General features: G+C 69.4%; 32 protein-coding genes. 29 read left to right on the top strand and 3 right to left on the bottom strand.

Annotation, left to right across the window (positions count from 1 at the left end; translation table 11 throughout):
- Positions 1-479 precede the first annotated feature (479 nt).
- The 4 genes from ABD993_RS26955 (at position 480) to ABD993_RS26940 (ending at position 2,570) form a co-directional block, all read left to right on the top strand.
- Positions 480-836 carry a hypothetical protein gene (locus ABD993_RS26955; protein ID WP_345424353.1) on the top strand — a complete coding sequence of 119 codons (357 nt, stop codon included), beginning with the start codon at positions 480-482 and terminating at the stop codon, positions 834-836.
- Positions 833-1,405: a DUF6879 family protein gene (locus ABD993_RS26950; RefSeq protein ID WP_237190003.1), complete on the top strand. Its 573-nt coding sequence runs from the start codon at positions 833-835 to the stop codon at positions 1,403-1,405. The genes ABD993_RS26955 and ABD993_RS26950 overlap by 4 nt, the downstream gene beginning before the upstream one ends.
- The gene (locus ABD993_RS26945) at positions 1,398-2,267 is read left to right on the top strand and encodes a helix-turn-helix domain-containing protein (RefSeq protein WP_237190004.1); all 870 of its coding nucleotides are present in this window, start codon (positions 1,398-1,400) and stop codon (positions 2,265-2,267) included. The genes ABD993_RS26950 and ABD993_RS26945 overlap by 8 nt, the downstream gene beginning before the upstream one ends.
- A gap of 66 nt (positions 2,268-2,333) precedes the next feature.
- Entirely contained in the window at positions 2,334-2,570 is a 237-nt protein-coding gene (locus ABD993_RS26940) for a hypothetical protein (protein WP_237190005.1), read from the top strand.
- 9 nt (positions 2,571-2,579) lie between these two features.
- On the opposite strand, the gene ABD993_RS26935 is transcribed toward ABD993_RS26940, so the two are convergent.
- Positions 2,580-3,491, bottom strand: a complete 912-nt coding sequence (locus ABD993_RS26935) for an ATP-dependent DNA ligase (protein ID WP_345424347.1) — start codon at positions 3,489-3,491, stop codon at positions 2,580-2,582.
- A 167-nt stretch (positions 3,492-3,658) separates the two neighbouring features.
- Between ABD993_RS26935 and ABD993_RS26930 the strand changes: the two genes are divergently transcribed.
- From ABD993_RS26930 to ABD993_RS26850, 17 genes are all read left to right on the top strand, one after another.
- Entirely contained in the window at positions 3,659-4,099 is a 441-nt protein-coding gene (locus ABD993_RS26930; protein ID WP_237190007.1) for a hypothetical protein, read from the top strand.
- A 499-nt stretch (positions 4,100-4,598) separates the two neighbouring features.
- Positions 4,599-4,898 (top strand): WhiB family transcriptional regulator, encoded by a 300-nt coding sequence (locus ABD993_RS26925; RefSeq protein ID WP_425569156.1) that lies wholly within the window; start codon positions 4,599-4,601, stop codon positions 4,896-4,898.
- Positions 4,895-5,971 carry a hypothetical protein gene (locus tag ABD993_RS26920; RefSeq protein WP_345424344.1) on the top strand — a complete coding sequence of 359 codons (1,077 nt, stop codon included), beginning with the start codon at positions 4,895-4,897 and terminating at the stop codon, positions 5,969-5,971. Before ABD993_RS26925 ends, ABD993_RS26920 begins: the two co-directional genes overlap by 4 nt.
- A gap of 134 nt (positions 5,972-6,105) precedes the next feature.
- Positions 6,106-6,309 carry a hypothetical protein gene (locus tag ABD993_RS26915; RefSeq protein WP_237190009.1) on the top strand — a complete coding sequence of 68 codons (204 nt, stop codon included), beginning with the start codon at positions 6,106-6,108 and terminating at the stop codon, positions 6,307-6,309.
- 89 nt (positions 6,310-6,398) lie between these two features.
- Positions 6,399-6,611 (top strand): hypothetical protein, encoded by a 213-nt coding sequence (locus tag ABD993_RS26910; protein WP_237190010.1) that lies wholly within the window; start codon positions 6,399-6,401, stop codon positions 6,609-6,611.
- A complete protein-coding gene (locus ABD993_RS26905; RefSeq protein WP_345424338.1) occupies positions 6,608-7,066 on the top strand; it encodes a hypothetical protein in 459 nt (152 codons plus the stop codon). Before ABD993_RS26910 ends, ABD993_RS26905 begins: the two co-directional genes overlap by 4 nt.
- 10 nt (positions 7,067-7,076) lie before the next feature.
- Complete coding sequence (locus tag ABD993_RS26900; protein ID WP_237190014.1) at positions 7,077-7,526, top strand: hypothetical protein; 450 nt, start codon at positions 7,077-7,079, stop codon at positions 7,524-7,526.
- 7 nt (positions 7,527-7,533) lie between these two features.
- A complete protein-coding gene (locus ABD993_RS26895; RefSeq protein ID WP_345424335.1) occupies positions 7,534-8,610 on the top strand; it encodes a hypothetical protein in 1,077 nt (358 codons plus the stop codon).
- A gap of 127 nt (positions 8,611-8,737) precedes the next feature.
- Positions 8,738-10,912, top strand: a complete 2,175-nt coding sequence (locus ABD993_RS26890; protein WP_345424332.1) for a hypothetical protein — start codon at positions 8,738-8,740, stop codon at positions 10,910-10,912.
- A 206-nt stretch (positions 10,913-11,118) separates the two neighbouring features.
- On the top strand, positions 11,119-11,388 hold the full coding sequence (locus tag ABD993_RS26885) for a WhiB family transcriptional regulator (RefSeq protein WP_345424483.1): 270 nt from the start codon (positions 11,119-11,121) through the stop codon (positions 11,386-11,388).
- Entirely contained in the window at positions 11,385-11,843 is a 459-nt protein-coding gene (locus ABD993_RS26880; protein ID WP_345424329.1) for an SsgA family sporulation/cell division regulator, read from the top strand. Before ABD993_RS26885 ends, ABD993_RS26880 begins: the two co-directional genes overlap by 4 nt.
- Positions 11,840-12,097, top strand: a complete 258-nt coding sequence (locus ABD993_RS26875) for a hypothetical protein (protein ID WP_345424326.1) — start codon at positions 11,840-11,842, stop codon at positions 12,095-12,097. Before ABD993_RS26880 ends, ABD993_RS26875 begins: the two co-directional genes overlap by 4 nt.
- A gap of 23 nt (positions 12,098-12,120) precedes the next feature.
- Positions 12,121-12,357, top strand: coding sequence for a hypothetical protein (locus tag ABD993_RS26870; protein ID WP_345424323.1), 237 nt, complete (start codon positions 12,121-12,123; stop codon positions 12,355-12,357).
- A gap of 161 nt (positions 12,358-12,518) precedes the next feature.
- Positions 12,519-12,680: a hypothetical protein gene (locus ABD993_RS26865; protein ID WP_237190020.1), complete on the top strand. Its 162-nt coding sequence runs from the start codon at positions 12,519-12,521 to the stop codon at positions 12,678-12,680.
- Positions 12,681-12,863: 183 nt separating this feature from the next.
- Positions 12,864-13,352 (top strand): hypothetical protein, encoded by a 489-nt coding sequence (locus tag ABD993_RS26860; protein WP_345424320.1) that lies wholly within the window; start codon positions 12,864-12,866, stop codon positions 13,350-13,352.
- A gap of 31 nt (positions 13,353-13,383) precedes the next feature.
- Complete coding sequence (locus tag ABD993_RS26855) at positions 13,384-13,905, top strand: hypothetical protein (RefSeq protein ID WP_345424317.1); 522 nt, start codon at positions 13,384-13,386, stop codon at positions 13,903-13,905.
- A 174-nt stretch (positions 13,906-14,079) separates the two neighbouring features.
- The gene (locus ABD993_RS26850; RefSeq protein WP_345424314.1) at positions 14,080-15,873 is read left to right on the top strand and encodes a DNA cytosine methyltransferase; all 1,794 of its coding nucleotides are present in this window, start codon (positions 14,080-14,082) and stop codon (positions 15,871-15,873) included.
- A 407-nt stretch (positions 15,874-16,280) separates the two neighbouring features.
- Here ABD993_RS26850 and ABD993_RS26845 read toward each other — a convergent pair whose 3' ends face one another.
- Positions 16,281-16,634: a hypothetical protein gene (locus ABD993_RS26845; RefSeq protein WP_345424311.1), complete on the bottom strand. Its 354-nt coding sequence runs from the start codon at positions 16,632-16,634 to the stop codon at positions 16,281-16,283.
- Positions 16,635-16,886: 252 nt separating this feature from the next.
- Between ABD993_RS26845 and ABD993_RS26840 the strand changes: the two genes are divergently transcribed.
- The 8 genes from ABD993_RS26840 to ABD993_RS26805 all read left to right on the top strand — a co-directional run bounded on the left by ABD993_RS26840 (position 16,887) and on the right by ABD993_RS26805 (position 25,742).
- On the top strand, positions 16,887-17,324 hold the full coding sequence (locus tag ABD993_RS26840) for a hypothetical protein (RefSeq protein WP_345424308.1): 438 nt from the start codon (positions 16,887-16,889) through the stop codon (positions 17,322-17,324).
- A complete protein-coding gene (locus tag ABD993_RS26835; RefSeq protein WP_345424305.1) occupies positions 17,321-18,853 on the top strand; it encodes a relaxase/mobilization nuclease domain-containing protein in 1,533 nt (510 codons plus the stop codon). The genes ABD993_RS26840 and ABD993_RS26835 overlap by 4 nt, the downstream gene beginning before the upstream one ends.
- On the top strand, positions 18,850-20,853 hold the full coding sequence (locus tag ABD993_RS26830) for a hypothetical protein (protein ID WP_345424302.1): 2,004 nt from the start codon (positions 18,850-18,852) through the stop codon (positions 20,851-20,853). The genes ABD993_RS26835 and ABD993_RS26830 overlap by 4 nt, the downstream gene beginning before the upstream one ends.
- Positions 20,850-21,095, top strand: coding sequence for a hypothetical protein (locus ABD993_RS26825; protein WP_345424300.1), 246 nt, complete (start codon positions 20,850-20,852; stop codon positions 21,093-21,095). The genes ABD993_RS26830 and ABD993_RS26825 overlap by 4 nt, the downstream gene beginning before the upstream one ends.
- Positions 21,092-22,360 carry a DnaB-like helicase N-terminal domain-containing protein gene (locus ABD993_RS26820; protein WP_345424297.1) on the top strand — a complete coding sequence of 423 codons (1,269 nt, stop codon included), beginning with the start codon at positions 21,092-21,094 and terminating at the stop codon, positions 22,358-22,360. Before ABD993_RS26825 ends, ABD993_RS26820 begins: the two co-directional genes overlap by 4 nt.
- 19 nt (positions 22,361-22,379) lie before the next feature.
- The gene (locus ABD993_RS26815; RefSeq protein WP_345424294.1) at positions 22,380-23,270 is read left to right on the top strand and encodes a pentapeptide repeat-containing protein; all 891 of its coding nucleotides are present in this window, start codon (positions 22,380-22,382) and stop codon (positions 23,268-23,270) included.
- 1,648 nt (positions 23,271-24,918) lie between these two features.
- Entirely contained in the window at positions 24,919-25,143 is a 225-nt protein-coding gene (locus tag ABD993_RS26810) for a hypothetical protein (RefSeq protein ID WP_237190031.1), read from the top strand.
- A gap of 74 nt (positions 25,144-25,217) precedes the next feature.
- Positions 25,218-25,742: a hypothetical protein gene (locus ABD993_RS26805; protein WP_345424285.1), complete on the top strand. Its 525-nt coding sequence runs from the start codon at positions 25,218-25,220 to the stop codon at positions 25,740-25,742.
- Between the two features lie 68 nt (positions 25,743-25,810).
- On the opposite strand, the gene ABD993_RS26800 is transcribed toward ABD993_RS26805, so the two are convergent.
- On the bottom strand, positions 25,811-26,539 hold the full coding sequence (locus ABD993_RS26800) for a hypothetical protein (protein WP_345424282.1): 729 nt from the start codon (positions 26,537-26,539) through the stop codon (positions 25,811-25,813).
- Between the last annotated feature and the right edge of the window lie 102 nt (positions 26,540-26,641).

Below are 26,641 nucleotides of genomic sequence, written 5' to 3'. Positions count from 1 at the left end.
CAGGCAAGAGACGCTGACACGAGAGAGGCCGCGTCACGGTTCAAGGGCTTGTCGGTGATCGTCTCCGCGGTCCGCGCCGTCATCGCGTGAATGGGTCTCGATCGGCCGTGTCGCTCCGGAGAACCGGGGGAGTTGCGCCTGGGTCGCCTACGTGGGCAGCCCCTCAGACCGAGAGCGCGAGTCGCGGTGCGGGAGCCGCTCGGCCCCGGGACGGCGGGGTGGTCGAGGGCTGCAGTGGAAGCCACCAGGCCGCGTGAAGGGGGAGGGCCCGCAAGGGGCGCAGTGGAAATTTCCACCTGCCTGTTGAGAGGCTGGGAGAGCAGCTACACGCGACGCGCGCGCACGCACGTGAGGACCGGGAAATTTCCGGTCCTGCGGGCGAGGTTGCGCTTCGATTCTCGGGCCCGTTGCCCAGCCCCCTAGTCGCGCTTAGTCTTGAAGCGACTAACCTGTGGGCGACTACGAGACGGGGACGCAGGATGATCACTCGCGCGCTGGCCACCACGCCGGACTGCCGCAATGGGAACTGCCCGACGGTCTGGGGACCGTTCGGTGGGTCCGTCATCGTCCAGGGCTACGCCGTCAGGCCGGGCACGGTCGCCGTTCCCGCGGAGATCCTCGAACGTGCTGCCCAAGCTCTCCGCGCCGAAGGGCACGGGATCCCGGCACAGCGAGGCGCCGGCGCGGTGACGCGCGTCGGTCTCAACTTCGAGGTGACCGGTGACCCCACGACTCCCGGCGTTCTCGCCCTGACATTTCCGCCCGGCGAAGCAGGCGTTGAGCTCCCCGGAGCCGTCATCGTCCGAGACGCGCTAGCGACCGAGGAGGCAGCATGACCCCCGAGGACCTCGACGAGCTCTACAGGACCTACGAGCACACCGCCTTCCGGCTGGAATGTCGCGACACCTACGCCATCCCGGGCGAAGACCCGGACTTCGACGACTTCCTCGCCGGGCGGCCCTTCGCTCCGCGGACACCGGACGACGACGACTGGCTGGCCAACGTGCGCCACCAGGTCCAGGCGGGAAAGTACTTCGGGCGGGTTCGGATGCTCGGGCACCCGGTCAGCGACTACACCCGCTTCGAGATGAGCACCTACCCGCAGGAGAACATCCCGGCAGGGGAGGAGGTGCGAATCCTGGATCGTCGCTGGCTGCACGCCGACAACGACGCATGGACGCACCAGGACTTCTGGCTGTTCGACGACACGATCGCGGTCCTGCAGCACTACGACGATGCAGGTCGGTTCCTCGGCGTCAGCCAGGCTGCCGATCCTGCGCCCTATGTCGCCATCCGCCGGCGCGCTCTGAGGCTCTCCGTGCCGTACGACCAGTACCGCCTGGTCCCGGCCCAGCGCGGCGGCGAGCACGACACCCCGACGCGCGCTGCGAGTGCCGTTGAGTAGTGACGACCTTGACCCCAGGCACCGGCGTTTCGGCGAGCGGCTGAAGAAGCTGCGCCAGGACGCCGGCCTCTCCGCGGCCGCACTCGGGCAGGGGCTCGGTTGGTCACAGAGCAAGGTCTCCAAGATCGAAAATGCTCGGACCGGCTTCACCAGCACCGATATCGAGAGCTGGCTGGACCAGTGCCGTGCTGACGACGAGGTCCGCGAGGCCGTTCTCGGAGAGGCGGCGGAGCTCGGCACCCGCGTGCGCCCGTGGCGCAACGCCGACCGCCCCGACCACGCCACCCAGCAGCGAGTCCGAGCCGTCCGTGACGTCGACGCCACTGAGATCCTGATCTTCCAGTCCGAAGTGGTACCTGGGCTGCTCCAGACCCCGGAGTACACGCGGAGACTCCTCGAGGTGCACAGCCTCGTACCCCCCGAGGCGATCCCGGCGGCCGTCATCGCCCGCATGGACCGGCAGACCGTGCTGTTCGACGAGGCCAAGCGCATCGAGGTCGTCATCACGGAGACAGCGCTGCGCTGGAGGCCGGGGACCATCGCCCTGAGCCGCGCCCAGCTCGACCGCATCGGGACTCTGGCGGCTTTGCCCAACGTCGAGATCGGTGTGATCAGCCGCGAGCAGCAGGAGCTTGCGCGTCCACTGCATTCGTTCGTACTGCTTGAGTTCTCCGACGAGCCTGCCGCCGTCCAGGTCGAGACCCTGACCGCCGAGCAGGAGGTCACCGATCCCGCCGATGTCGCCCTCTACCGCGACTTCTTCACCGAGCAGCGCGAGCAGGCCGTCCGAGGAACCGACCTGACGGCGCTGCTGGCCGCCATCAGCGACGAGCTGCAGGCGTCAGCACAGACGCTGTCGTAGACGATTCGACTGTTCCGGGTCGCCGCGCGCATTGACCCTCTCTTCGGGAGGGCGAATGCTGCTGGCGTGAGCGGAGCCGAGGGCGACTACTACACCGGCGAGTACCTCCAGGACATAGCCGAGACGAGGCTTCTGGAGATCGGTGGTGAGCGGCTGCGCCGGCTGGCCCACGATGAAGCCGGCCGCTACGTCGACGAGCGCTACCCCTGGGACGGACAGGGGGCCGAGCCCGCAGAGCGCGTCAGCGCCTACATCGCGGTCCTCTGGCAATGCGGCGACGCCGAAGAGCCCATCCCGCGATAGCGCGCCCGGCTACGCCTCCGGGAGGACGGCGAGATCTTCCCTACGCAGGTCGAGGCGGACCCGTCGATAGCCCGTGGGATGACGCCATCGCCCCTGGTCGCGGGCGGTGTCGACGTCGAGCTCCACGACGACCTCAGGCCGAACCCGGGTGTAGTGCAGAGGAGACGAGCTCCCGAATCTCGGGTGCAGGGTCTCTGGCCAGGGGTGATCGTCGGTCGGCCGCAGGAGCACGCTCAGCTCGTCCCGCGCAGCTCGCGGGAGGGGAAGGGTCTGGCCGACTACCCGAAGTCGTCCGCGCTGGTCGGGAAGCCCGAGGACGAGTGCCTTCGGGGCACGCACGGGGCCGATCACCCCACCCACGACGGCCTCACCGCTGAGTCTAGTGCGGACCTTCCGCCACCGCTGCCGCGTGGAGTACGTGTGCTCGGCGTGCTTGGACACCACGCCCTCGATCCCAGCCGCGGAATGCTCGGTGAGCCAGGTGAGCGCCACCTCGGGATCATTCGTCATCGGGACCAGCGCCAACGGGAGCCGGGCCCCGGCGAGTAGCCGGGTGAGGCGCTCTCGGCGCGCGGCATACGACTTCCGTCTCAGGTCGAGGGGCCCGACGGCCAGGACGTCGAACACCACATATCCCACCGGGGACGCCGTGCCACCGCCGAGTCGACGCTGCAGACCAGGAAAGTCCAGGCGGCCGTTGCGCCAGCAGACCAGCTCGCCATCGAGGACTGCGCCCGGACATTGCCGTGCGACCGCGGCGGCGATCTCCGGGAACGCGGTGGTGAGGCTGCGAACCTGACGGCTCTGCAGATGGACGGTCCCGTCGGCTGCCGGGAACGCCAACGCACGAAAGCCGTCGAACTTCGGCTCATGACACCAGCTGGGACCAGTAGGTATCCGCTCGGCGGTGCGCGCGATCATGGGCGCGATCGGATACCTCACGGGGTACCGGATCGACGAGCTCACCAGACGACGGTAAGCCGGTCACGGGGCGTTGAGAGCCGCAGGACGGAGGGAGATTGTCCGCGTGGGCCCATGGGCCCAGCGGAGCCGCCAGATTCGTCGGTTCCCACCGGTACGGTCCGGGCATGCCCGACGAGCTGCTCGACGACGAAGGCCACCCCGACGCCTCGGCGATCATCGGCAAGTTCTGGCACCGCGACGGCCCGCACACCCCTGAGAGCGTGCGCAGTGCGGCGCTCGCGATTGACGAGTTGACCCACTATCTCGCGCGGGCGACGTGGCGACGTCACGTCCTGCCGTCCGGTCCTGCGCTCTACGAGTTCGTCGGGGAGCTGCGCTCGGCGATCGGACGGCTCGACCAGGTGCTCGACCAGGCGGCGCGTCACGCCGGCGCCCTCGTCGACGACCCGACTCTCTATGACGATCGACGGGACGGGCGAGACCCGGCACAGACCGCCCGCGAGGTGCAGGGCGGCCTCGACGCCGCTCGGGTCGTGTTGGGGCCCGTGGCCGAGGCGCTCGGCCAGACTCACTCCGCCTCCGGCCATCTCGGGCACGACACCTGAAGGGCGGTACCTGAGAGGGCTCCGTCCCTGGTCAGGCTCGATCCCCGGACCGTAGTGTCGTTGGTGCTGGGCCACGTCACACCCCCCGTGGCGTGGCCCAGCGCCAACGGCCGAACCATCGGTTGGCGAGAACTCGCAATCGGCCCTCTGCTCCTCGCCTCCCGTTCCGCGCCCACCAGCCAGATGCAGCGACGACCTCCCGCCCGAGTGCGCGTCGGGCCCTCGTAGCGCAGGGAGCTCTGCGCCATTGCTGATCGCGGCGCACCGGAGGGATGTGTGGGGGTGCAGTCCTGGACTGCGTCGGCCGAGGTGGCTGCGATGCAGCGGAACGTCGCCGCCGGCCCAGGGGCGGAGCAGATGACACCCCGGGAGTAGTCGGATCGAGACTAGACATTAGTCGGATCTCGACTAGACTGATGCGAAGAGGGCCCCAGCGGCGGCAACCGCTGAGGCCCGGCGGACACCTGACTCACCCCATCCACGAGGAAGCCAGACGCCCATGACGACCGTAGCCCCCGTATCGGTGGTGCTCGCGATAGCCGATCGGCCGCGAGCGGAGACGCCGTGCACGGACGACCCCGAGCTGTTCTTCCCTGTCGGGACGAGCGGCCCGGCCCTACTGCAGATCGCTGAAGCCAAGGCCCGCTGCCAGCGTTGCCCGGCACTGGACCGCTGCCTCGCCCTGGCGTTGGAGACGGGCCAGGACCACGGGATCTGGGGGGCGACCACGGAGCAGGAGCGCCGTGCCCTTCGGCGCCGTGGAGCCTCGCACGGTCGTCGGCGGGGGAGCCGGCGATGAGCGCGCCGACCAACGGGCACCGTTTCACCCCCGACGAGCTCGCTTCGGAGACGATCGCGATCGCTCTTTCCCCGGACACATCCGAGCCCACGACCCTCGAGTCGCCCTACGAGGAGCAGGACGAGCGAGCGGCGACGCGACGCAGGCCGTTGCGAGCCGATCGCGGCAACGACGATGTCCGGCACCTCGAGCAGGAGGTGCGCCGAGCAAGAGGGCTCGTCGCACTACAGGACGACCAGGCGCTTCAGCAGGCGTTGTCCTCCCGAGAGCGGGCAGCGGACCGGAAGGTCACCGAGAAGCTGCGAGCGCTGGAGCGCGGCGAGAAGCTGAAGGCCGGGAAGAACGTCGCGCGGCTGGCGCAGCGCAACCGGTCCGACGAGGAATGGGCGGGGCGGGCTCGGCGCAGCCGAGAACGGCTCCTGAACCCCAACAGGCGCCTTGCCGCGGTCTATCGCCGCTACGTCGCGCTGCGGCTCGGCCCCGCCTTTGTTCTGTTCGCCGGTGTCGTCTGGAACTCCGACCGGGTCCACGACGGCCTCGTCGGACCGGATGGCACCGCCCTGGCCTACCTGGTCGAGCCCCTGGCATCCGTCCTCCTCATCGTCAGCCTGTTCGCCCAGGCCACCGCGGTCGAGCACGGGCAGAAGGTCCGACGGTCGTTCGTCCTGTTCGACGTCGGCTTCCTCATCGCCTCGCTGCTGCTCATGGTCGTTCCCTGGGGCCTGCGCTTCGGCTGGAGCGCCGGTGACCTGCTCGCCAACACCATCCCCTCGGTGCTCATCGCAGGGGCAGTCGTCGGCTGGCACGTCCTGAACCGCCTCTTCTCCGACGTCTTCGCCGACCTGCACGACGAGCTTTCTCCCACCCGGCTCGATGAGGTCACCACCGATGTGGTGGTGCTCTACGAACGCAGCAAGCGAGAGATCGCCGCCGGGCGGATCCCGGTCAACGACATCGGACGGCCCAGCACCGAAGCAATCCGCAAAGCCTTCGGAATCGGAAAGGGACGAGCGCAGCTCACGGGCGACGCCTTCGACGCCGTCTCCCGCTCCTTGCCTCCGACGACTTCCTGACCAGCGTGTCTCCGCTCCGCTTGCCTGTGCGGGCCCCACGGCCCGCGGGGCGGGACACGCGCCCTGCTCGCCTCCGGCCTAAGGACCCCTCCCAACGGCCGGAGGCGAGCACCCCGCACCACCAGGAGCAGCAGATGACCGAGAAGCTCGCACTCACTCTGATCACCGACGACGGCCAACGACTGGAGCCGATCCGCGAGATCGACGCACAGGCTGACGAGCCGCGCACGATCTGGCCTCACGCGGTCGACATGGCCGTAGACCACGCCATCGAGGACGGCTACCGCGTCGAGGTCGCCTGCGACCAGGCGGTGCTCTACGAGCTGCGGTGCGTGTGATGGCCGGCCGTCGGCGCACCAACAACGCAGGAGCGGAGCTGCCCACGACGCTGCGGAAGGCGCGGCCCACGACACGACGGGCGCGACTGATGACCCGCTTCGCCGCGGCGACCAGCGACGTCGAGCGCCTGACTGCGGCCAGCGATTACCTGCGAGGGGCCGCTGCCCGCCGCCACCCCGAGCCCGACCAGGCCGAGGAGATCCTGCAGACCGTCACCAGACAGATGATCGACGCCGGTGACGCGCTGCTGACTCTGCAGGCCCGCGAACGGCTCCACCCGACGACGAGGAGCCGACGATGAGCGTCGACAGCCAGGCACCCGCCGCGGGCGAGTCGCGTGAACTCGCCCCGGCGCCGCCGAAGACCCCGGGCGCGGCGCCTCGTTCCCCGTGGCCCACCAACCGACCCCCGTGGCGCGCCCGCATCACCCGCGCGCTCGACGAGCTGCGCTTCGTCAACGAGCAGCCTCCCTCGCTCGCCGACCTGATCGCCATCGCCCGACGAGGCAACTGGTCCAACACCACGCACGGCGGGCTCCGCAACCTCGCAGCCGCGCACGCATGGATCGTTCAGGCGCCCCTGCTGGTGCTTGGCAGCCTGCTGGCCTGGTCGGCCCGAACGGCCGGTCGCGTCTGGACCGTCATACCCGTCGCCCTGACCGTCGGAAGCGCTCTCGACCTCATCCCCGTCGTGAACATGTTCGTCCCCACCTGGGCCACCTGGTCCGCGTGGCCGCCCCTCTGCTGGATCCTCTGAGGAGATCATCATGACCGCAGGAGCACTCGCCGGCATCGGCTCGATCGCAGGACTCGCCCTGATCATCGGCCTCTGGCTCTATCTTCACAAGAACGCCCCGAAGTTCACCACGCTGCTGTTCCTGCTCGCTGGGACCGGCATCGGAGGCCTGGCCGGTGCCGCGATCGCAGGCGGCGTCGGCACCGTGACCAGCACCGCGGCGAGCGCCACCTCACGGCTGGTCGGGTTCTCGGCGGCCGCCCTGGTCTCCGCGATCTGCATCGTCGCGACGCTCGAGGTCGTGGTGAAGGGGCTCTGGAAGCGCACCGCAACGCCCAAGCGCTACCACCCGTGGCTGGCGCTCGCGTTGCCGACGATCGCAGTGGCCGGAGGAGTCCCGATCATCTCCTCCCTCATCAGCTTCCTCTCTGGCGCAATGGGCGAGGCCGGAGCCGCGCTGACCCAGCTGAGCGTGGGGTGAGCTGCCCATGGAACCGGTCATCCTCACAGCGCTGCTGATCTGGGGCCTCACCCGCTACGCCGGTACCGAACTGATGGCGACCGCTCGCGGGACCGAACCGCCCCGGATCAAGGAGCGCCGGGAGCGCGCCTCCCGAGCACACGAACGCTCGATGGCCAAGGCCGCCCGACGCTCCGGCCCGACCGTGGGAGAAGCGCTGGGCCGACGAATCGCCGACCGCATCGCCCGGCCCCGATCCCCGAAGCCCCCCGGGCCCGCTCGGCAGGCCTTGGGGGAGTGGTGGTCGGACTCCTGGGGCTACGCCACGGACCGGCGACGCCGACGACACGACCGCTACGCCGACGGCGACCTCGGCCGCCAACGAGCCGCACGGTGGCTGCGACAGCGCTGGTCCGGACGACAACAGGACCCTCAGTCGGGCCCACAGTGGGCCGACACGCGAGTCACCGACGATCCCGGCCCGCCGGACCCCGACGACATCGTCGATGCCGAGGTCGTCGAGGACCCGCCCCCGAGCACCCCTCCCACCGCCACTCCACCGACCAACACCCACGAGACGACGAGCCCCGACGCCCGGCCGGACAGCCCCGACCCCGTCGAGCCCGAACAACACCAGCCCGAACCAGACCCCGCCGACAAGAAGGCACCAGAGCCCCCCGACCCCGAGCACGAGACCGATCCCGACGACACGCAAGAACCCCGCGCCACCCCCGACACCGGAATGGCGTCGGTCCACCCGATTCGAAAGGCACTCCCGATGACCACCCCCACCGGCACCATGACCTCCGGCGAGACCCTCGACCCCACCGCAGCCCACCGCTTCGCGCAGGAGATGGCCACCTTCGGGCAGAACGCGCAGACCCAGATCGAACTGTCGCTGACCAACCTGAGCAGCCGAGGAGTCAGCGGCGCGCCGATCGAGCACTTCCAGCGCATGTTCGAGGCCATGGGCCAGTTCGTCGCCTCCGCCCAGGAGGCCTCGGCTCATTTCGCCCGCCACATCGGGACCCAGGACCAGGTCCTCAGCGACGACACCCTGTCCGGAACCGTGCAGGCCGACACCTACCTCGGCGCACGCGGCTGATCCATACCCCGGCCGGCTAAACGGGCCACGACAGCCCTCGCCCCCAGATCAGCTGGGCGCCCGCGTCACGGCGGAGCGAGGGCACCACTGAACGACTCGACTATGGCCATGCACGGAAGGACGCACGATGACCCGCACTGACCGCACCGGCACCTCCGCCGAGGTGGACAGCAACGCGCTCGTCGTCGAGCTGGCGAAGCAGATCACCCGAGCGTCCGAACGGGCTCCCTCGACCGAACTGGCCGTGCGGCCCGCCGCACCGTTGATGCGTAAGCTCAGCCCCCGCGCCGCGGCCCTCGAACGCCAGCGCGACCAGGCCGACCGAGCCCGCCGCGCACGCCGCACCCCCTACCTCGCCGCCGCGGCCACCGCGGCCACCGGCTATGCGGGATGGGGACTCGCCGAGCTCGCGCACCTCGCAGCCGGATCCGGGGGTGAAGGCCTCACCGTCGCCGGAATCGGCCTGCTCAGCGCCACCACGGCCACAGCCCTGCGAGCGGCGTTCCGTGCGCGAATCCCCGACAGCTGGCGCGGACGTTCCTGGTGTGTGGTCGGAGGTACCACCGCCTGGGTCACCGCCGCCTCCGCGATCGGCCCCGCAAACTGGCCCATGACCGCCCTTCTCGCCGGAGGCGCCGCGCTCGGCTGGGCCGGATGGATGCGCCAGCACGAGATCCCGACCCCCGGAGCGGAGACCCTCCCGACACCGCAGGACGACGAGGAGGAGCAGGACCTCGGCGACCGTCTCGCCCGCCGCTGGGCCGAGAACGTCTCGGGCAAGGGCCAGCTGCTGCCTGGGGCGATGCTCACCGAGCGCCTCGACCTTCCCCGCGCCATCCGCTGGACCATCCAGACCCGACCCGGCACTGCGGACTTCAACGAGGTCTTCGCGCGCCGCTCCAAGATCGCGGGAGGCCTGGGCGTGGCCGCCAACAACCTGCTCCTCGAGCCCTCGGACCAGAACGAGAGCTGGTGCACCATGACGGTGATCGTCAAGGACCTGCTCTCCGGAGGAATCGCCTACACCGGCCCCCGCTACGAGGACGGCCGAATCCCCCTCGGGCCCTTCGCCGACGGAGAGGGCGAGATGCAGTACGTCGCCTACGACGAGGTGGGGTGCCGCAACGGCCTGGTCACCGGTGAGCCGGGATCGGGCAAGTCCGCCTGTCTGGAAGCCGTCGGCCTCGGACTCAAGCACAGCGGCGTCTGGAACGTGTGGTTCGGCGACGGAGACCCCGAGGGTGGCTCCAGCCCCGTCCTCAACGACATCTCCGACTGGACCGAGGCCGGGCCACAGGGAGTGCTGCGGCAGCTGGAGGCTGTCGAAGAGGCACTCGAGATCCGCAGCCTGCTCAAGTCCACCCTCACCGATGGCCCGGACGGCACACCCGTCCCGATCACGGATCCCCAGACCCAGCAGCCCATTCGCAAGCTCAAGCCAAGCGGAGCGGTGCCAGGGCTGCAGTGGATCCTGGACGAGCTGCACCGCCTCACGAGCGACCCCTGGCTGATCGAACGGCAGTTCGTCCCCCGCCTTGAGCGGGTCGTGCGCATCGGGCGCAAGTACGGCGTCGTCGTCCTGGTCGGCACCCAGTCCCTGCTCGCCCCCGACTACGGAAACTCCACCGCGCTGCGGGGCTACCTGGCCGCGATCAACCTCCTCGCCTTCCGCAACCAGAACCGCAGCGAGGCCGCAGTGGTCGGGGGACTCTCGGTCGCACCCAGCACCCTGCCCACCGGCGGCGGCTACTGCTTCGCCACCGCAGGGGGACGCCTCTCCATGGGCAGGGTCGCCTGGGCGCCCGATCTCGGTCGTTGGGCCAACGACCTGCCCGACCTGCCGCTCGATCGGGACACCGACCTCGCCACAGCACGCTTCCGGCCCGAGATCCCGCGCGACCCCGCCGCCGTCTTCGCCGAACAGCAGCGACGCCTCCAGACCTGGCGATCCACCCTGGGCAGCGCTCCACAGCAGCTCACCCCCGCCGAACCGCAGGCCCCGATGAGTCGACCCGGACTCGTGATCCCGGCCGCGCTGACCGCCGACAACGTGATCGCGCTGCACCCTCCGAGTCCTGAACCCGTAGCCGTCGTGACAGCCGACCTCGAAGCCCTGCCTCGCAGGCAGCAGCTCGTCTACGCCGCGCTCATCGACGGCCATCGCCGCACCGGAGACATCGCCGCGGTGATCGAGCAGAAGCCCCCCAACGTCGTGAAGGCACTCAACGCCCTCGCCGAGGTAGGGCTCGTCCGCAAGGTCGCCCACGGTCAGTGGCAGCCCGCCGACGAACAGACCGGGTGAAGCCATGGCTAATGGAATTAGTACCTGGTACAGTACCAGTTAAGCGACACGGTTCAGACATCACGCGGCCCGGGCGCTCACCTCTCACAGATCCCGCCCGGGCCGCTCCGACCCTCAGATCGGAGACACGAGTGTTCCACGCAATCGACCACCGCGAGCGCAGCCGCATCCCGGCGCAGCGCATTGTCGACGAGACCGCGACCGAGCTGGACCTTCAGGACATCGACCTCGCAGATGGGGAGGGCGGTGAGGAGGACTGGCGCGATCGCGGCCTGTGCGCGCAGACCGACCCCGAGGCCTTCTTCCCGGAGAAGGGCGGCTCGACCCGCGAGGCCAAGCGCATCTGCACCGGCTGCGAGGTCCGGGCGGAGTGCCTGGAGTACGCAATGACCAGAGACGAGCGGTTCGGGATCTGGGGTGGCCTGTCCGAGCGAGAGCGTCGCCGCCTGCGCAAGAGCCGGCGGGAGGGGCGATGAACGGCCGCCACGAGGAAACCCTGCTCGCCAGCCATCACCAGCTCCACGCGGCGAACAGCAGGGCCAAGAACGGGGGAGTGGACAGCACGCCGATGACCATCGGGCTGAGTTACTGCACGGCTGCCCCCTACGCTGTCGAGCTGCACTTCCTCGCTGCCGGCATCAGCTGGACCGTCGCCCGAGACCTGCTCATCGCAGGAGCGCACGACGACAGCGGCGACGGTGACGTCCACGTCTCGACGCACGCGGTCTCCGGCGGGGACGTCACGATCCTGACCCTGAGCCCCCGCACCGCGACGACCGCGCAGGTCGCCGAGTTCAGCATCAGCACCCACGAGCTGATCTCGTTCCTCGCCGCCACGGAGGAGCTGGTTCCGCTCGGCAGCGAATCCGAGCTCGTCCAGGCCGACCTCGACGCGCTGATCCACGACAGCCTCGCCGGGACCGACTCGTGAACCCCGCGGAGATCCTCAGCTTCCTCGCCGGACTCGCTGTCGGCGCCGGACTGTGCACCCTCGCAGACCAGTCGGCAACCGGGATCCGTGCCGGCGCGCTCGTCCTGCTCTCTGCGATAGGTCTGTGCGCGATCACCCTGCCAGCCGTCGACAGCCTGTCGCTCTGCGCCGCAGTGCTCGGCGGCACCGTCACGACCGCCTCGCTCATCGCTCGCCACGCCCGCCACCGGCGGCGCGCCGAGCGCCTCAGCTGACCGACGAAGTCGAGGAGACGCGCATGACCACTGAGACCGTGCCCGCCGCAATCCGCACGCAGGCCGCCGCCAGCATGACCCAGGGAGTCCCAGGGCGATCCGTCACCAGCGACGACCAGGCGACGACCGTCACCGCCCCAGCCGAGCAGCGAGACCGACTCGCCGCCACGCTCTGGGCCTTCCGCATGAGCAACGAGATCGTCGAGGCGGCCCCGGGACACATCGCAGCCGTCATACCCGCCAACGCCTTCGTCCCCTGAACCGCGAGATCCACAACGAAGCCGGACGACGGAGGTGGGAAGAGATGGACGACGACCTGGAACTCGAGCTCGACGACGAACTGTGCCCGAACTGCGGCGAGGTCCTGGGCGCCTGCGACCACAGCTAACGGCACTGCCCTCGATCGACAGGAGCACCAGACATGCGGTCCGACCGCGAACTGTCCAACATCAGCCACTGGGAAATGACCGACGAGGAGCTGGCTCGCGTAGCCGAGCAGGAGGCCGCTCAACAAGCCGCCTACACGGAGAAACGGGCCGCCGAGCGCGCTGCGTTCCGTGCCAGCAAGGACGAGAAGGCCTGACCGGGGTGGCCGGTGGTCGAGCCCCGCAAGGCCCACCTCAGAAAAGCTGAGACGTCGGCAAACAACCACCGGCCCGCCGGCCCGACCGCGGCCGGGCGCCCACCTGGAGCCCCTGAGGTCGAACCGACTGCAGCACCATAGCCGTCCGCTCACGACCGAAAGGGCGTGTCTACGGTGTCAACCGTGTCGGCAGCGCGACGCGAGATCATCGACGGCGAGCCCTACGTCAACCGGGCCGAGGTCCGCCGCCTCACCGGCATGTCCGAGCAGGCACAGGCCAACCTCTACGCGCAACGCGCCAGCAACGGCCATCCCGAGGGGACCCGTGTCGGCCGCTCGCTGCTCTTCCGCGAATACGCTGTCATCGAATGGCACGAACAGTGGGCAGCGCGAAAGCAGCTCGGACTCAGCACCGTCGACCGCAGCGGGGACCCTGACGAGCTGCTCGACATCCCCGCGGCCACGAAGCTGCTCGGCTACGCCAACGACTCGACGATCCGTGGATATCTCGCACGCAACGACGGCTACTTCCCGGCGGCCGACGACACCGAGTCGCTCCCCTCTGGACGGCTGCGACGACGCTGGCGACGCAGCACGCTCTGGGAGTTCGCCGACCTCCGAACCCGGCCTGGCCGAGGTGGCCGACGTCGACCGACCACGCTCACCGAGTGAGCCTTAGATGGACAATCCTGGAGGGACGAGCGTGAGCGCCGTCAACGAGATCATCCAAGACCTCAGAGAACGCGGCGTACTCAGCCCTCGCCACCAATGGACACCGACCGGCTGGGAAGCGCACTTCGTGTATCCCTACGGCGGCTCACCAGCTGACTGGCGTGAGGTCTACAGCACAGACCTGGAGCACCCCGGTGAGCGGTCGACCATCTACTCCCTGCCGGTCGAGGACTGGACACCAGACGGCGAACCGCTCGTCGTCGACGCCCGTGAGGGACGTCGGAAACGCGCCTCGGAGATCGACGGATTCGTCAAGCTGGTCCGTACCGACAAGCTGCACTCCGCCCTGCAGGCAGAGCACGGCTGGCAGGCCGAGCTCGACCTTCCCGATGGGGCCGACACCGTGCCTGTCGTCGCCTGGCTCGTAGGCGAGTCCGGAGTCGTGCGCCCGGTCATCGACAAGGTGAGGACGTTCGGGGGCCAGCTCGCCGACAACGAGGGCGAACTCGTTCCGATCCCTGCCCTGACGGTGCTGCGCCTCATCGCTCCGTAGACCGTCCAGTATCGCCGTCCGCGTGGCGGCATATACGTCTATAACCCCAGGTCAAGAACCCTAAGGGAGCTTGATCCGCGTGGCCAAACGCTGTAAAATAGTAAGTGTCAGGGCGAGGGCGGCAAACCTCGCTCGGGCGCCGCAGCCGAACCACCTGGGAAGGGGGCTGGCCTGATGCCCAAGGTCGTCCGCCGGTCCGATCTGTTCACCTGGACCGACCTGTTCTGTGGAGCAGGAGGCTCCTCGTCCGGCATCGAGAGCGTGCCGGGCAACACCGTCCGCATGGCCTGCAATCACTGGGACCTGGCCATCGAGACGCACAACCACAACATGCCTCACGTCGACCACGACGTCGCCGACATCGCCGAGATCGACCCTCGCCGCTACCCGACCACCGACGGACTCTGGGCCTCACCCTCATGCACGTTCTGGAGTCAGGCGCGCGGTGAGAAGCAGGACTTCGCAGTCCAGGAGACGGACCCGACCCTGTTCGACCTCGCGCTCGACGACGACGCCGACGACGAGGCGCCGCTGGCCGACGAGGCGCGTGAGCGTTCCCGAGCGCTGATGCACGACGTTCCCCGATTTGCCGAGTATCACCGCTACAAGACAGTCATCGTGGAGAACGTCCCCCCACTGCTGAAGTGGGTCCACTTCGGGAAGTGGGTCTCGCGGATGCGGGCACTCGGCTACCTGCACCAGGTCCTGACGCTCAACAGTGCCTTCGCGCATCAGCTGGGCGCGCCCGCCCCTCAGCTCCGCGACCGTGTCTACGTAGCGTTCTGGCAGGAGCGGTACCGGCGGCCGGACTTCGAACGATGGACCCGCCCCAAGGCGTGGTGTCCGACCTGCGGTGAGACCGTCACCGCGATGCGGGCCGCGCCGAATCCGAACAAGCCGAGCAACCTGCAGGGCAGCTATGGGCGCCAGTACATCTACCGCTGCCCTCGCATCAGCTGCCGCAACGCCACCGTGCAGCCCTACGTCCTACCCGCCCTCGCCGCGATCGACATGCAGAACCCCGGCAAGCGGATCGGCGACCGCGACCGTCCCCTGAAGCCCAAGACCCTCGCCCGGATCGAGGCCGGGCTGCGCCGCTACGTCCCCCGCAGCATCGTGCTCGAGGCGGCGGGAAACACGTTCGAACGACGGCCGGGAGTCCGGACCTGGCCGGTCGACGAGCCGCTCCGAACCGTCCACGCGACGGCGTCCAAGGCCATCGCGCAGCCGCCCATGATGGCCGCCACCTCGCTCGGACTCAGCGAACTCGCCGAGCACGAGCAGCACGCCGCACTGCGGGCGATGCTCTCCTCCCGCAGGCACTACGCCGGGACCGGAGAGGGGGGAACCCCACGCGAGCGTGGGTTGCTCGTTCCCTCCGGCGGCACCTGGAACACCGACGCACGCCCGACGAGCGAGCCGATGCGCACGCGCACCACGCGCGAGACCGAGGGCCTCGTGCTGCTCCCGCTCCGAAGCAACGAGCGGGCCACGGGGAAAGCGGTGACGCCGCGTGAGAGCGCCATGGGGGAGCGGCACGACGGCCTGCTCATGCGCAACAACACCGGCGGAGCCGAGATGTGCACACCTCTCGACGAGCCCGCCAGGACGCTCACCACCGCCGGGCACCAGTCGCTGCTGAGCTGGAGCCCGGATGTCCTCTACGCCTACGACACCGGCGGGATGCGCAGCAGCAGCGCCCCCATGCCGACTCAGACCGCCGTCGAGGGGGACGCCGTCCTCGAAAGCCAGGTCGACGTCGAGGACTGCCGGTTCCGCATGCTCACCCCGGACGAGGTGAAGCTCGGCATGGCCTTCGCTGCGGGCTTCGTCCTGCTCGGCACGAACAACGGGAACAAGGTTCGGATGTGCGGCAACGCCGTCACCCCGCCCGTCTCACGAGATCTCGCAGCTTGCGTGGTCGAGGCGGTCACCGAGGACCTCATCGACCGACCCACAGCTCCCTGACGCCGCCGGGGGACCGGCGTCGCTGGTCTCCCATCCCAGCCTCCATCGGATCTGAACGAGGGACCGCGCTATGCACAGCCGCGCCTTGACGACCCGCCAGGCAACCGCCCGCCGACGGATCTCCGCGCTTGCCCGCAACGCCCGCGAGGGCGCACTACCCGAGGCGAACGGGCACGAGCCAGCCGACGATCACCCCGAACGCCTGCCAGCCTCCGCCCGAGAAGACAGGGCCGACGAGGCGAACTGAAACCGCGACGACCACGGCCCGGGCACCTTCACCAAGGTGCCCGGGCCGTCTACGTTGCGCCACAACGGCGCCCCGCTCATGCAGCCGATGTCCAAGGAGACCACCGCGCCAGGCCCTCGCTGTCACCGCCACAGCGAGCACCTCGGCGGTGCGCTGGGAGCTAGCCCGCCGCAGGTAGTTCCTGAATCTCCGAGTCCGCCACAGGGGTCCCGGCAGGCTCCGGCTGACGACGTCTACTGCGCGCGCGCTTCGTCGGCGCTCCACCCCGATCAGCCGAACAGCCCGCCTCAGCGAGGTGGTCGTCGGTCCATCCGGCCGCAATCGCCGCCCGATACTGGACCGCATAGTCCTGGCGAGCCAGCGCAAGTGCTGTGGTGGCCGCCTCTACAGCGGCCTCCGCGTCGTCGACCTTCGTCCCCAGTTCGGCGAGCTGTGCGACCTGATCGACCTTGTCCTGTAGCAGGCGCCGAGCCACATCGGCGGCTTCTTTTCGGCGCGTTCCCGATCTCGTCATGACCGGCACGGTAGCGCGCTGATCATGAAGCAGAACAGGGTGAGAAGCGCGCTGGCGAGTCAGACGATGAGCCCCGCGGACGCATTTCAGGCCCGACCAGCCACGGAGCCGCATCCGCGGGCGGCTACCGGGAGCGACTGAGCAAGATATGCGTTTTCCCGGGGAAAACGCGACAGGCCCGCCTGCGGCGTGCGACGCTGACGATCACCGGCCGCCGAGGGCGGCCGGTGACCATCAGCTGGGAGGGACACGATGACCGGGCCGAGTCGCCGTGCACGCGCCGAGGGCGGCCGCCCGCACAAGGTCTCCGTCCAGTTCAGTGATCTGGAGATGGCTCTGGTCACGACCGCCGCCGTCCGGTCGGACATGGCTCCCGGTGCTTGGCTGGGCGAGGTGGGAGTTCGCGCGGCCGAGACGGTCCCGGGCCCTGCGTCGCAGTGGGGACCGACCATGCAGTCGCTGATGCAGCTGCGGGCCGAGCTCATGGAGCACCGCCGGGTACTTCGCAACGTCGGCGGGAACCTCAACGACGTCGCTCGACATGCGAACGCTGACGGAGAGCTGCACGAGGCGACCGGGCGTGTGCAGGACCTCGTCGGGCGGGTCGTCGAGCGGATCGAGCGGACAGTCGGCGAAGTCGACGAGCTGGCGAAGGACGCCCGGCGCGAGCGGTTGCGGCCGCGCTCGTGATCGCCAAGATCTCACGCGGTTGGCGCGTCGGCGGCCTCGTCCGCTACCTGATGGGCCCCGGTCGGTTCAACGAGCACACCAACCAGCACGTGATCGCCTCCTGGGACGGCGCCCCGGCGATGCATCAACCGTCGCTGCTCCCGTCCGGGGAGTTCGATGTCTCCGACCTCTCCGACGAGCTCGCGGATCCCGCTCTCGCCGCAGGCATTCCGCAGACCGAGCCCGTGCGCGAGGAAGGACGTCGGGTCCCGCGCGGGCCCGTCTGGCACTGCTCCCTGCGCAACAGCGCCGACGACCGTCCGCTCACCGACGAGGAGTGGGCCGAGGTCGTCGAAGAACTGATGGAACGCACCGGTATCGCCACCGCCGGTGATCTTGGCGCCTGTCGATGGGTGGCGATTCGACACGCGGACGATCACGTCCATATCGCCGCGATGCTGGTGCGCCAAGACAACGGACGGAAGGTCCATCCGCGCAACGACTTCCTGCGAGCCCGCGAGGTGTGCCGGGACGCCGAGGAGCGCCTGGGACTCACCCGAACCGCGGCGATCGACCGCACGACCGCGGAGCCGGCTACGCGGGCGGAGATGGAGAAGGCCGCCCGCCGTGGCGATTCGGAGACGAGTCGGGAGTGGCTCCGCCGCGCGGCGCGTGTGGCCGCGGTGCAGGCACAGGACCCGGAGGACTTCTTTCGGCGGCTCGCCGATCTGGGCGCCGTGGTCCGTCCGAAGGAACTACCGCCGGGACAGCTGGTCGGTTACGCCGTTGCGGCCCCGGGTGACGAGACACTCGAGGGACTGCCCGTGTGGTACTCGGGGCGCCGCCTGGCGCGGGATCTCGCGCTTCCCCAGCTGCTGAGGCGATGGGCGTCCGCGACGCCGCAGGCCACGATCGCGCCGGCAGCGGGCGAACGCTCCCAGGTCGGTCGAGCGGAGCGCGATGCCGCCGTCACCGAGGCGATCAGCGCCGTCGAGCACGCCACGGCAACCATCGCTGCCGGAGGCAGGGATGCGGTCCCGTCGGTCGCCCACGCAGCAGGAGACATGCTCTCCGCGGTCTGCGCGGTCACCGAACGCGGCCGCGGAGTGGCTCCGGTCCCGTGGTCGGCAGCCGACGTCTTCGACCGTGCTGCGCGCACACCGGGTCAGGGACAGCCCAACCGGTGGGCCCCGGTGGCATCGCAACTGCGCTCGGCCGCGTGGCGTCTGGTCGCAGTCCGCGCGGTGACAGGCAAGAACGGTGACAGCGGAGTCGGACAGCTGGTTCTCGCTCTCGCCTCGCTCGCCGCAGAGATTGCCGCCTTCCGCGAACAGGAGCGATGCGTCGCCCAGGCGGGGGCGGCCCGGCGCAGCGCGCATCTACTGCGCCAGCCGCGGGCAGCACGGCCAGCCGGCGCGGCCGGGACCCATCCTCAGCAGGGCTCACGAGGCACCGGACGCCGGTCGATGACCGCCGAGCCGGTCGCCCCCCGCACGCAGGACAAGACATCGGTCGAGGACGTCAACGGCTCCAGGGGGAGAAGACGATGACGGAACTGGCACACGAGGCTCCGACCCTCACCTGGGGGCGAGAGCAGACCCAGGCCTGGACACAGGCCGTCCTGTCGCTGGGATCGCTCCTACGCCAGCGTCGAGAAGCAACCGGTCGCATGGCGTGGTCCGACGCCGAGGACTCCGCTCGACAGCACGAACAGGTGCTCCGCGCCGCCGAACCCCCTGTGCGTTCGATGACCCCTCAGGAGCGCGAGCTCTTCGACACCCGCCGCAGCGACGAAGCGGCGGACGACGTGATCACCAGGGTCGTCGACGCCGACGACTGGTCGGTGACCGTAACCCTCGGCCGGCTCCCCGACGAAAACGGATGGGGCCTGGCCGCGCACGGTCGCTCGAAGGACGGATCCGACACCTGCAGCACGCAGGTGCGATGCGTTGACGAGGCGACCGCGATCAAGCTCGGCGAGCAGCTGCTGCAGGAGGGCCCGCAGGAGATCGAGCGACTGAACGGGTTCGCCGAACACGCCGCAGCACGAGCCCACGCCGCGAGCACCGAGGTCCGGGAGACCGAACCTCAACGACTCGCCCGCACCGCGGCGACGGTGCGACAGCTGTGGCCCCGCGAGCTGGCCGAGCGCGTCATCGGACCGACGACTGCCCAGCGGAACCGGGGCGAGCGCTGGAATCCCGCGTTCGGGGCACTGGCGTGGCGACTGCACGAGATGGAAGAACGCGGTTTCGCCATGGCCGACGTACTTCGCAGGGTCGACCACACGCGTCTGATGGAGAGCGAGGTGCGCAACCCTGCGGCGCTCGCAGAGTTCTTCATCGAGGAGATGATGCCGGGGCTCCAGGTGATCAACCTGGACAGCGAACAGTTCGCCGCTCGACCACGCTCCGCCGGTGTCCCCCGGAACAGCGCATCCCCCTCGGCGGACATCGTCGAGCAAGAGCAGACTGTCGGCCCGTTCCTCGCCGAGGCCTTGCCAGGCGAGCTACTCGAGCGGCTGCGCCGTGGCCAGGGCTATGACGGACTCCGGCAACGCCTGTTCGAACAGCACGAGAAGGGACGACCGGTAGCGGAGCTGCTCGCGGGGCTTCCGATCGATCGCATCAGCGCTGCGGACAAACCGGCTCAGTACCTCAAGGCCGTCCTGGATCGACGGATCGAGGATGGCAAGCCACCGCGCACTGGGTCGGATCGCAACGCACAGGCCGAGTTCCTGCGCGCACATCTCGGGCGCGCCGCTGCGGACCGGATCATCTGTGGGTCCGCCTGGCCTGGCCTGGCGAAGCGGCTCGAGGCGTGGCGAGGCGACCAGATCCCCGTCGGCTCCTTGATCGAGCAGCTCCCGGAGGGACGGGTGGCCGCGGCGCGCAATCCCGCGGCGTACGCCACGACGCTGCTCACTACGAAGGTCCGATCGCATCGGGCATCCGCAGCGCGAGAGGAGGACACGAGTACGGCTCGCACGGACGGATCCAGGGGAGAGCAGCGGACCGGGGCCCCGGCGACCGCGTCGCCGACTGATGTCGTCGAGCAAGCAACGACCCAGCAGAGCAGCGAGCTTCCGCTGGCCGAGGAGCTCGACCCGCGCAGCCCCGTCGACCGGGTGGGCCTGGACGTCGTCGCAGTAGGAAGGCATCCGTCACCCGAGCAACGCGCGACGAGCACCGAGGCGGCTGGACACCGGGCCGCGGCCGAGGCAGCGACAGGGCGCGCCGAGGAACATGAGCGTCTAGCCGCCGCTCACCGGGAACCGTCCGCCGGACAACCCGGCCAACCCGAGGAGCGGGAGCACGACGGCGCCGCGCTCATCGAGGACAACCTCGCAGCCGGAGAACGAGCCATGGCGGCTTCCGAACGTGGTGCAGAAGCCGCAGCCGCAACCCGAGCCGAGGTCATCTACACCCCGCCGGCAAGCGATCTGTCCCAAGCCGGGCAGCCCGCAGTTAAGCGCCCGGCATCGGCCGCCCACCGTCCCGTGCGTCAGCAACAGCCGGGCAAGGCTCCGGAGCGGGGGCGGACGCGATGAGCGAGCACGAGATCGCACAACCGACGATGCGGCAGCTGATCGACGACGGTGCCGCCGCGGCTCTGCTCAACGACCACTTCCCCGTCCCGGCCCGCTACCGCGACAACTGGTGGCATGTGCCTTCGGAAGCAGACCCCGATGCCCCGTTCAGACCTGCGGTCGAGGAGGTGGCGAGCGAGTTCGAGGCGATGCACCGACGTCGTCGAGCCGCCGACCTGGCAGCCGACTCACATGGCCGATGAGCGTCACGCACGCGGAGGACCCGGACGCACCGAGCGCTAGCGACCTCGCCGCGGTCGCGCTCATCGGTGCTCTGCTTTGGGACCCCAATCGCATCGACGACGTGTCGGCCTGGCTGCAACCCGACGACTTCGCGCATTGGGCCCACCAAGCGATCTACGAGACTCTCACCGGCCTCCGGCGCGATGGCCGTCCCACCGACGTACTCGCCGTGCACGCTGAGCTCGCACTTGGGACCTATCACGACGTCCCGGTCGGCGAGGCGAGGAACGGGGCTCTCGCTGCCCCAGCCCTGCACACCCTGCTCTCCTCGACGCCGGCAACACCGGAGGCCTCGGTGATGAGCGAGCACGGAACGCCGCGAGAACGTAGCGAGCATGTCCGCTACGGGCGCGCGGTCCTCGAGGCTTCGGTTCGCCGCCGCGTCATCGCCGCCGGGAGCAGGATCGAGCAGCAGACCCGGCATGCGGTCGAGCGGGACGCGGATGCCGCGGCGGACACGGTCGCCCCCCTACTTCGCGCCTCCTTGGCCAGGCTCGACGAGCTGGCCACCAGGATCAGCTCAGCAAGCGGATCACGCATCCTCGAACATCTCAGCCCGACTTCGGCAACCGGGAAGGGAAGCGATCAAGGGGCCGATGCCGGCATCGCCCGGGAGCGCCTCACCCCACGCGTGATCGCGCAGGCCGAGCAGAACCTGATCGGTTCCTGTCTGGTCTCGGCGGAGCTGCGCGACCATGTCGCCGGCAGGCTTCTCCCCGAGGACTTCACCTCCAAGGAGGCAGCTGGGACCTGGCAGGTCGTGGCCGACCTCGCACAGCGGGGCGAGCCGGTGGACTACGTCCTCGTCGCGTTGGAGAGCGAGCGTCTAGGACCGGAGGGACGGGCCACCTACCAGCCTTCTGAGCTGGCCCGCATCACACGCCGAACGGATGTGGCCTCCGGCTATCGAGCTGCTGACGTCGTCCTACGCGCTGCGTTGGCCGCGGTCTCGAAACGTGCTGGGCGCGAACTCGTCGACCTCGCCGGGGACCGCCGCAGGACGGGGCCGGAGCTGCTCCGAGGCGCTCGCGCAGCGGTCGCCGGTGCCGAGGTCGCTGCCCGACGACTCGGTGGACACTCAGCCACCATCGCCGCCTCAGCGTTCCACCCTCCGGCGCCCCGCGCGGCCACAGGAACGGAGCACCAGGCGGCCGGGCGTGAGCAAGACCCGCCCCGGGGCAAGCAGCAACAGACATCCCGTTCCGAGCATCAACGCCGGCGCTGATAGAAGGGAGCTTGCTGCCATGACCGTCGTAGTCATCTGCCTGGCCGTCGCTCTCGTGGTGATCGGGCTGGCATGGGCAGCCGGTCGCCAGCACGGCCGCCGCGGGATGGCGGCGGGCCAATCGGCCATCACCGCTGATGACGTCCTCATCATGCAGGCCCGGCAACTGCATGCAGCCGAGATCTCCTCGCGCCTTCCTGCGCTAACCGCGCTGGAGCAGCACGCGCAGGCGACTCCCTGGCACCGGGCCGCCGTCGTCGAGACCCTCACCGGCTACCTGCGCTGCGCACCCTCCGGCGACGAGACTGTCCGACGAGCTGTGCAGAGAACCCTCTCCGCACACGCCTCCCCGGCACACGGCGATGCGTACTGGGGAGAGCTCGACCTCGATCTCGACGGCGCCGAGCTCACCGACCTGGACCTCAGCGGCGCCGTGGTTCGCCGGATCTCCGCCCGCCGCGCCCAACTCCGGGGAGACACCCGGATGACCGCACTCCGGGCGCGAGACTCCGTCCTGCTCAGCGGCGCGACTCTCTACGGCGACATGCACTGTGACGACATGATCGTCGAGCACCGGACGGACATGGCCCTCACGACCTTCAAGGGAGCCTTCTCCGCGGATGGCTGTGCTCTGCACGGTGGGACGGTGCTCTCTGGTGCAACCTTCTGCGGCCCAGCCAGCTTCGCTGACACGATCTTTTTCGACTCCGTCGCACTGAGCGACCCAAGATCGGGTCCTGCTGCCTTCCGGGGAAAGACCAGCTTCGCCCGCGCCAGGTTCACGGCCGCGCGGCTGGACCACGTGGGGTTTCCTGCAGGGGTCGACCTTGAGGACACACGGTTCATCCGCACACCAGCGACCCCCACCACAGCAGTTGCAGTCCTTCACGCCCTTGGCCGTCAACGATGACGATCCGGTCGTGATGTTGGAAGCTCGAGGTCAGATGGTCCCTCAAGGCGGGGGCATCTGGCCCTCATCTTCTTGCCTCTGGTCACGGCCCAGCTCCAAACTGGCTGCCGGTGCAAGTTGCAGAGCGGCATTGCGGCCAGCCGTCCTAGAGCCGTATCTTTGCTACCAGCGATGAGCGAAGTGGCGGAGACTGTGAGGAGGTGAGCATGAGTCGGTTTCGATGGTCAGGAAGGCGATCGAGGCGGCAGGCCCGTCTGCCAATCATGGTCACTGATTCGGCCCCACCTGCTCTGGCTCGGCACCTCAGTTTTCTCTACCTCCGTTACCTGGGCCGTTGCACGCTGGCTGGCCTTATCGGTCTGGCTCTTTCGGATTGCGTCGTAGTGTCGGTGTTCGCAGGTCGTGTCGTTAGAGCATTGTCTATGGACCCCTGCGAGGCGCCGCGCCTAGAGAGAGTGGAGGTGGCATGTGTGGACTGCACTTGCTCGATCCCCACAGCTCGATGCCCGGAGCTCACTCGCGCGACCTCGATCGTGGCTTCTGGTCTCGCGGCTACCCGTCCGTTCGACTTCAGCCACCTCGGGGCTCTGTTGGAGCCTTCTCCCGGGGCCATCATCGAGCTAGCCCAGAGCGGGGAGCTACCGGACTTGACCGGTCGGGCCGTGATGGTCGCCGGGCTCGGGCGCACGGCCGGGCCGCAGCCACGACTTCCTGCTTCGAACCACCGATCGCTACTAGCGTTCTGGAAGATGGTCCTGCTAGAGCCAGTAGCCGCAGAGGTGAAGGCGCCTGATGAACCAGCGGCAGTGCGTCGCGGCGTCGTTGGTGGATGGTCCATGCCAAGTCATGCTGGCAGGCAACCAGGGCAAAGACGTGCTCGCGAGACGAGGGCCGGCCGCCGTGGCCAGGATTTGACGACTTCTCCGTCCCAGAGCGACCGTGCAGCCTCTTGCAAGCTGGTGTCTAGGAACGTGGTGGCAGCCAGCTCTGAGAAGTTGACCGCGGTAGGCGACTCTGGTGAGGCCGCCAGAGCATCGGCGAACTCACTCCACAGGGCGAGGGGTCGAAGACGAGGCTTGGCGGCAATCAGCCGTTCCGGGGTGGCGCCGAGGGGGTCTCGACCTGTAGCTGGACGTCCACCAACCGCGAGAGGTGCTGGACGGGCTGGGTCGACCCGGTCCTTGCTGACTCGTCACCAACACGAACGCATTGACATGTGTCCATCTAGCTGAGCTTCCCCAAGTTTGTTGTCCGACGCTTCCGGCCAATCGACAGGGGAGATGCCTTCGCTGGCACGAAGGCATCGTGGGGGAGGGCGTGGTCGCAAATTGACCACCCCTCCCTCTCGCAATCATCTTGCAGTAAGCGTCACCGCAGGGGCAGTGGTCCGAATACGGAGCACTGCCCTAAATTGTGTGCGGTGATCCTCTATCGGCCCGGACATTTCTAACGTCCAGTGCAGGCGAAAAGTTCCCGCGCAGACGCTGCACTTTCGCCTCGTTTTCCTTCAGCATCTCCTTCTTGTTCCGGTGTGAGTTCCTGGTGTACTTCTTTGCTGCGGCGAGTGGGCTGCCAGGCCCGCGACAACTCGTCGAAGGCGCGTTTCGCGCGCCTAGTCGGAAGCGTCGACAGCAAAGGAGAAAGAGCCATGACGAACCCGTGGAAGACCGCCGTCTTCGGCGGCATCCTGGTCGAGGAGACGGTCATCGCGACCGTGCTCCCGCAGGTGGGGATCGACACCCACTCGACGATCGCCATCGCGACCGCCGTCGCGGTCGTGACCTGCGAGGTCGCCCTGCGGCTCTTCGGCCGCGGTGGCCGCGGCGGCGGGACGTCGCCCCAGTTCCTGTCCCCGTCGCCGGTCACGGCCTGACCGACACCCTTCCCCGGTCCAGGGGCTCCGCATCACCTGGGAGCCCCTGGACCGGGCAGACCTGGGGAGGCAGGATGTCCGAGTTCACCCGGCTGTTGAGCGAGGCGAAGGTCCTCGTCGAGGCGGTGCACCGAGGAGACGTCACCCGTCGCGACGCGGAGAAGCAGTTCCGGCTCCTCCTGCGCGACTTCCGGGTCGCCGCGGGCGCCCCGACGGTCAAGAGCATCGCGCTCAAGATCAAGCAGTACCGCGTGGGGCGCGCGCCGGAGTCCTTCGGCGACTCGGAGGCGACCGTGGAGCGCGCCTTCGATGTGAACAGGGCGGGGCTCCCACGCTGGAAGCTGGTGGAGGCCGTGCTCATCGGTGCCTTCGAGGTGCCCGGCAACGGGGTAGTCGGACCGGTGAAGGAGGCGTGGTCGGCGGTGGCAAGATGCCCCACTTCATCCACGACGTCCGCCTCGCCGCCGGTGCGTCGGGAGAAGGCAGCGGTACCGCGTGCGTGCGGTGTCTGCGGCGCGCTCGTGCTGGACTGGAGTCTGCACCGGCGCTGGCACGGCCCCCGCGGTGAGCTGCACCCGCTCGAGACGGAGGCGGTGTAGGAACCGATCGCCAGGTGGCCACCGTGCAGTCCTCCCGGGCTGTGCGGTGGCCACATGGCGTTCTCGCCTCACCGACCTGAGCGTGGAGGCTCCGTGGTGACCGGCCGCGTACCCCTGCGCAGGGTCGGTTCTCCACGGGGACTCGGAGGAGCGCTTCCAGTGCCGTGGTCACCGCCATCCTGACGGGGGCGCGGGCACGGCGGGGTCAGGGCGGCCGCCGCGGTCGCCGCGGGATGGACAACGAGCTCCCCGTCGGAGCTCGCGGGCGCCCCGACCTCCACGGGTTCCGGGGAGGGAGCCGCCCCGGAACCCGGGGCGGCCGGATCGGGTTCAACCGGGGCGGGGGCTGCCAAGGCGTTGAGCTGGGCCTCGATCTCGGTGACCCTCCGGCGGGCCGCGGCGAGGTCCTCGGCCTGCGGGAACGGCTGCTCCAGCTGCGCGGTGGCCCGCTCGATCTCGTGCCGGGCGTCGGTCAGGCCGCTCTTCTCGTCGTCCAGCACGCGGTCGAGGTCGTGAAGTCGGTTCTCCATCCGCACCGCGAGGGAGGCGGGCTTGGCGTCCTGCAGCTCCCGGAGCGAGCCCTCGGTGCGCGCGCGGATCACCCCGGCGATGCTCAGCTCGTAGCCCTTCTTCAGCTCCGAGCGCAGGATCGTCGCGTCGAAGGTCAGGCCTCCGAGTTCCGCGACGCCGTTGATGGTGGTGTTCCCGCCCGGCCGGTTCAGGCTGAGGAGCAGCCGGTTCATCACGGCCTGACCTGCGTCGGAGCGGGAGCCGTACGTGCGGCCGTCCACCGTCATGACGAACCTGTCGCCGCGGGTCTCGCGCCGACGAGCGACGGCTTGTCCGGGGACGGCCTTTGGTGTCGGTCGGTGGACGACCTGACGTGTCGTTGGCCCGGG

Source organism: Pseudonocardia xishanensis (assembly GCF_039541715.1).
Classification (GTDB): Bacteria; Actinomycetota; Actinomycetes; order Mycobacteriales; family Pseudonocardiaceae; genus Pseudonocardia; species Pseudonocardia xishanensis.
This window is presented reverse-complemented; position numbering and strand designations above follow the sequence as displayed.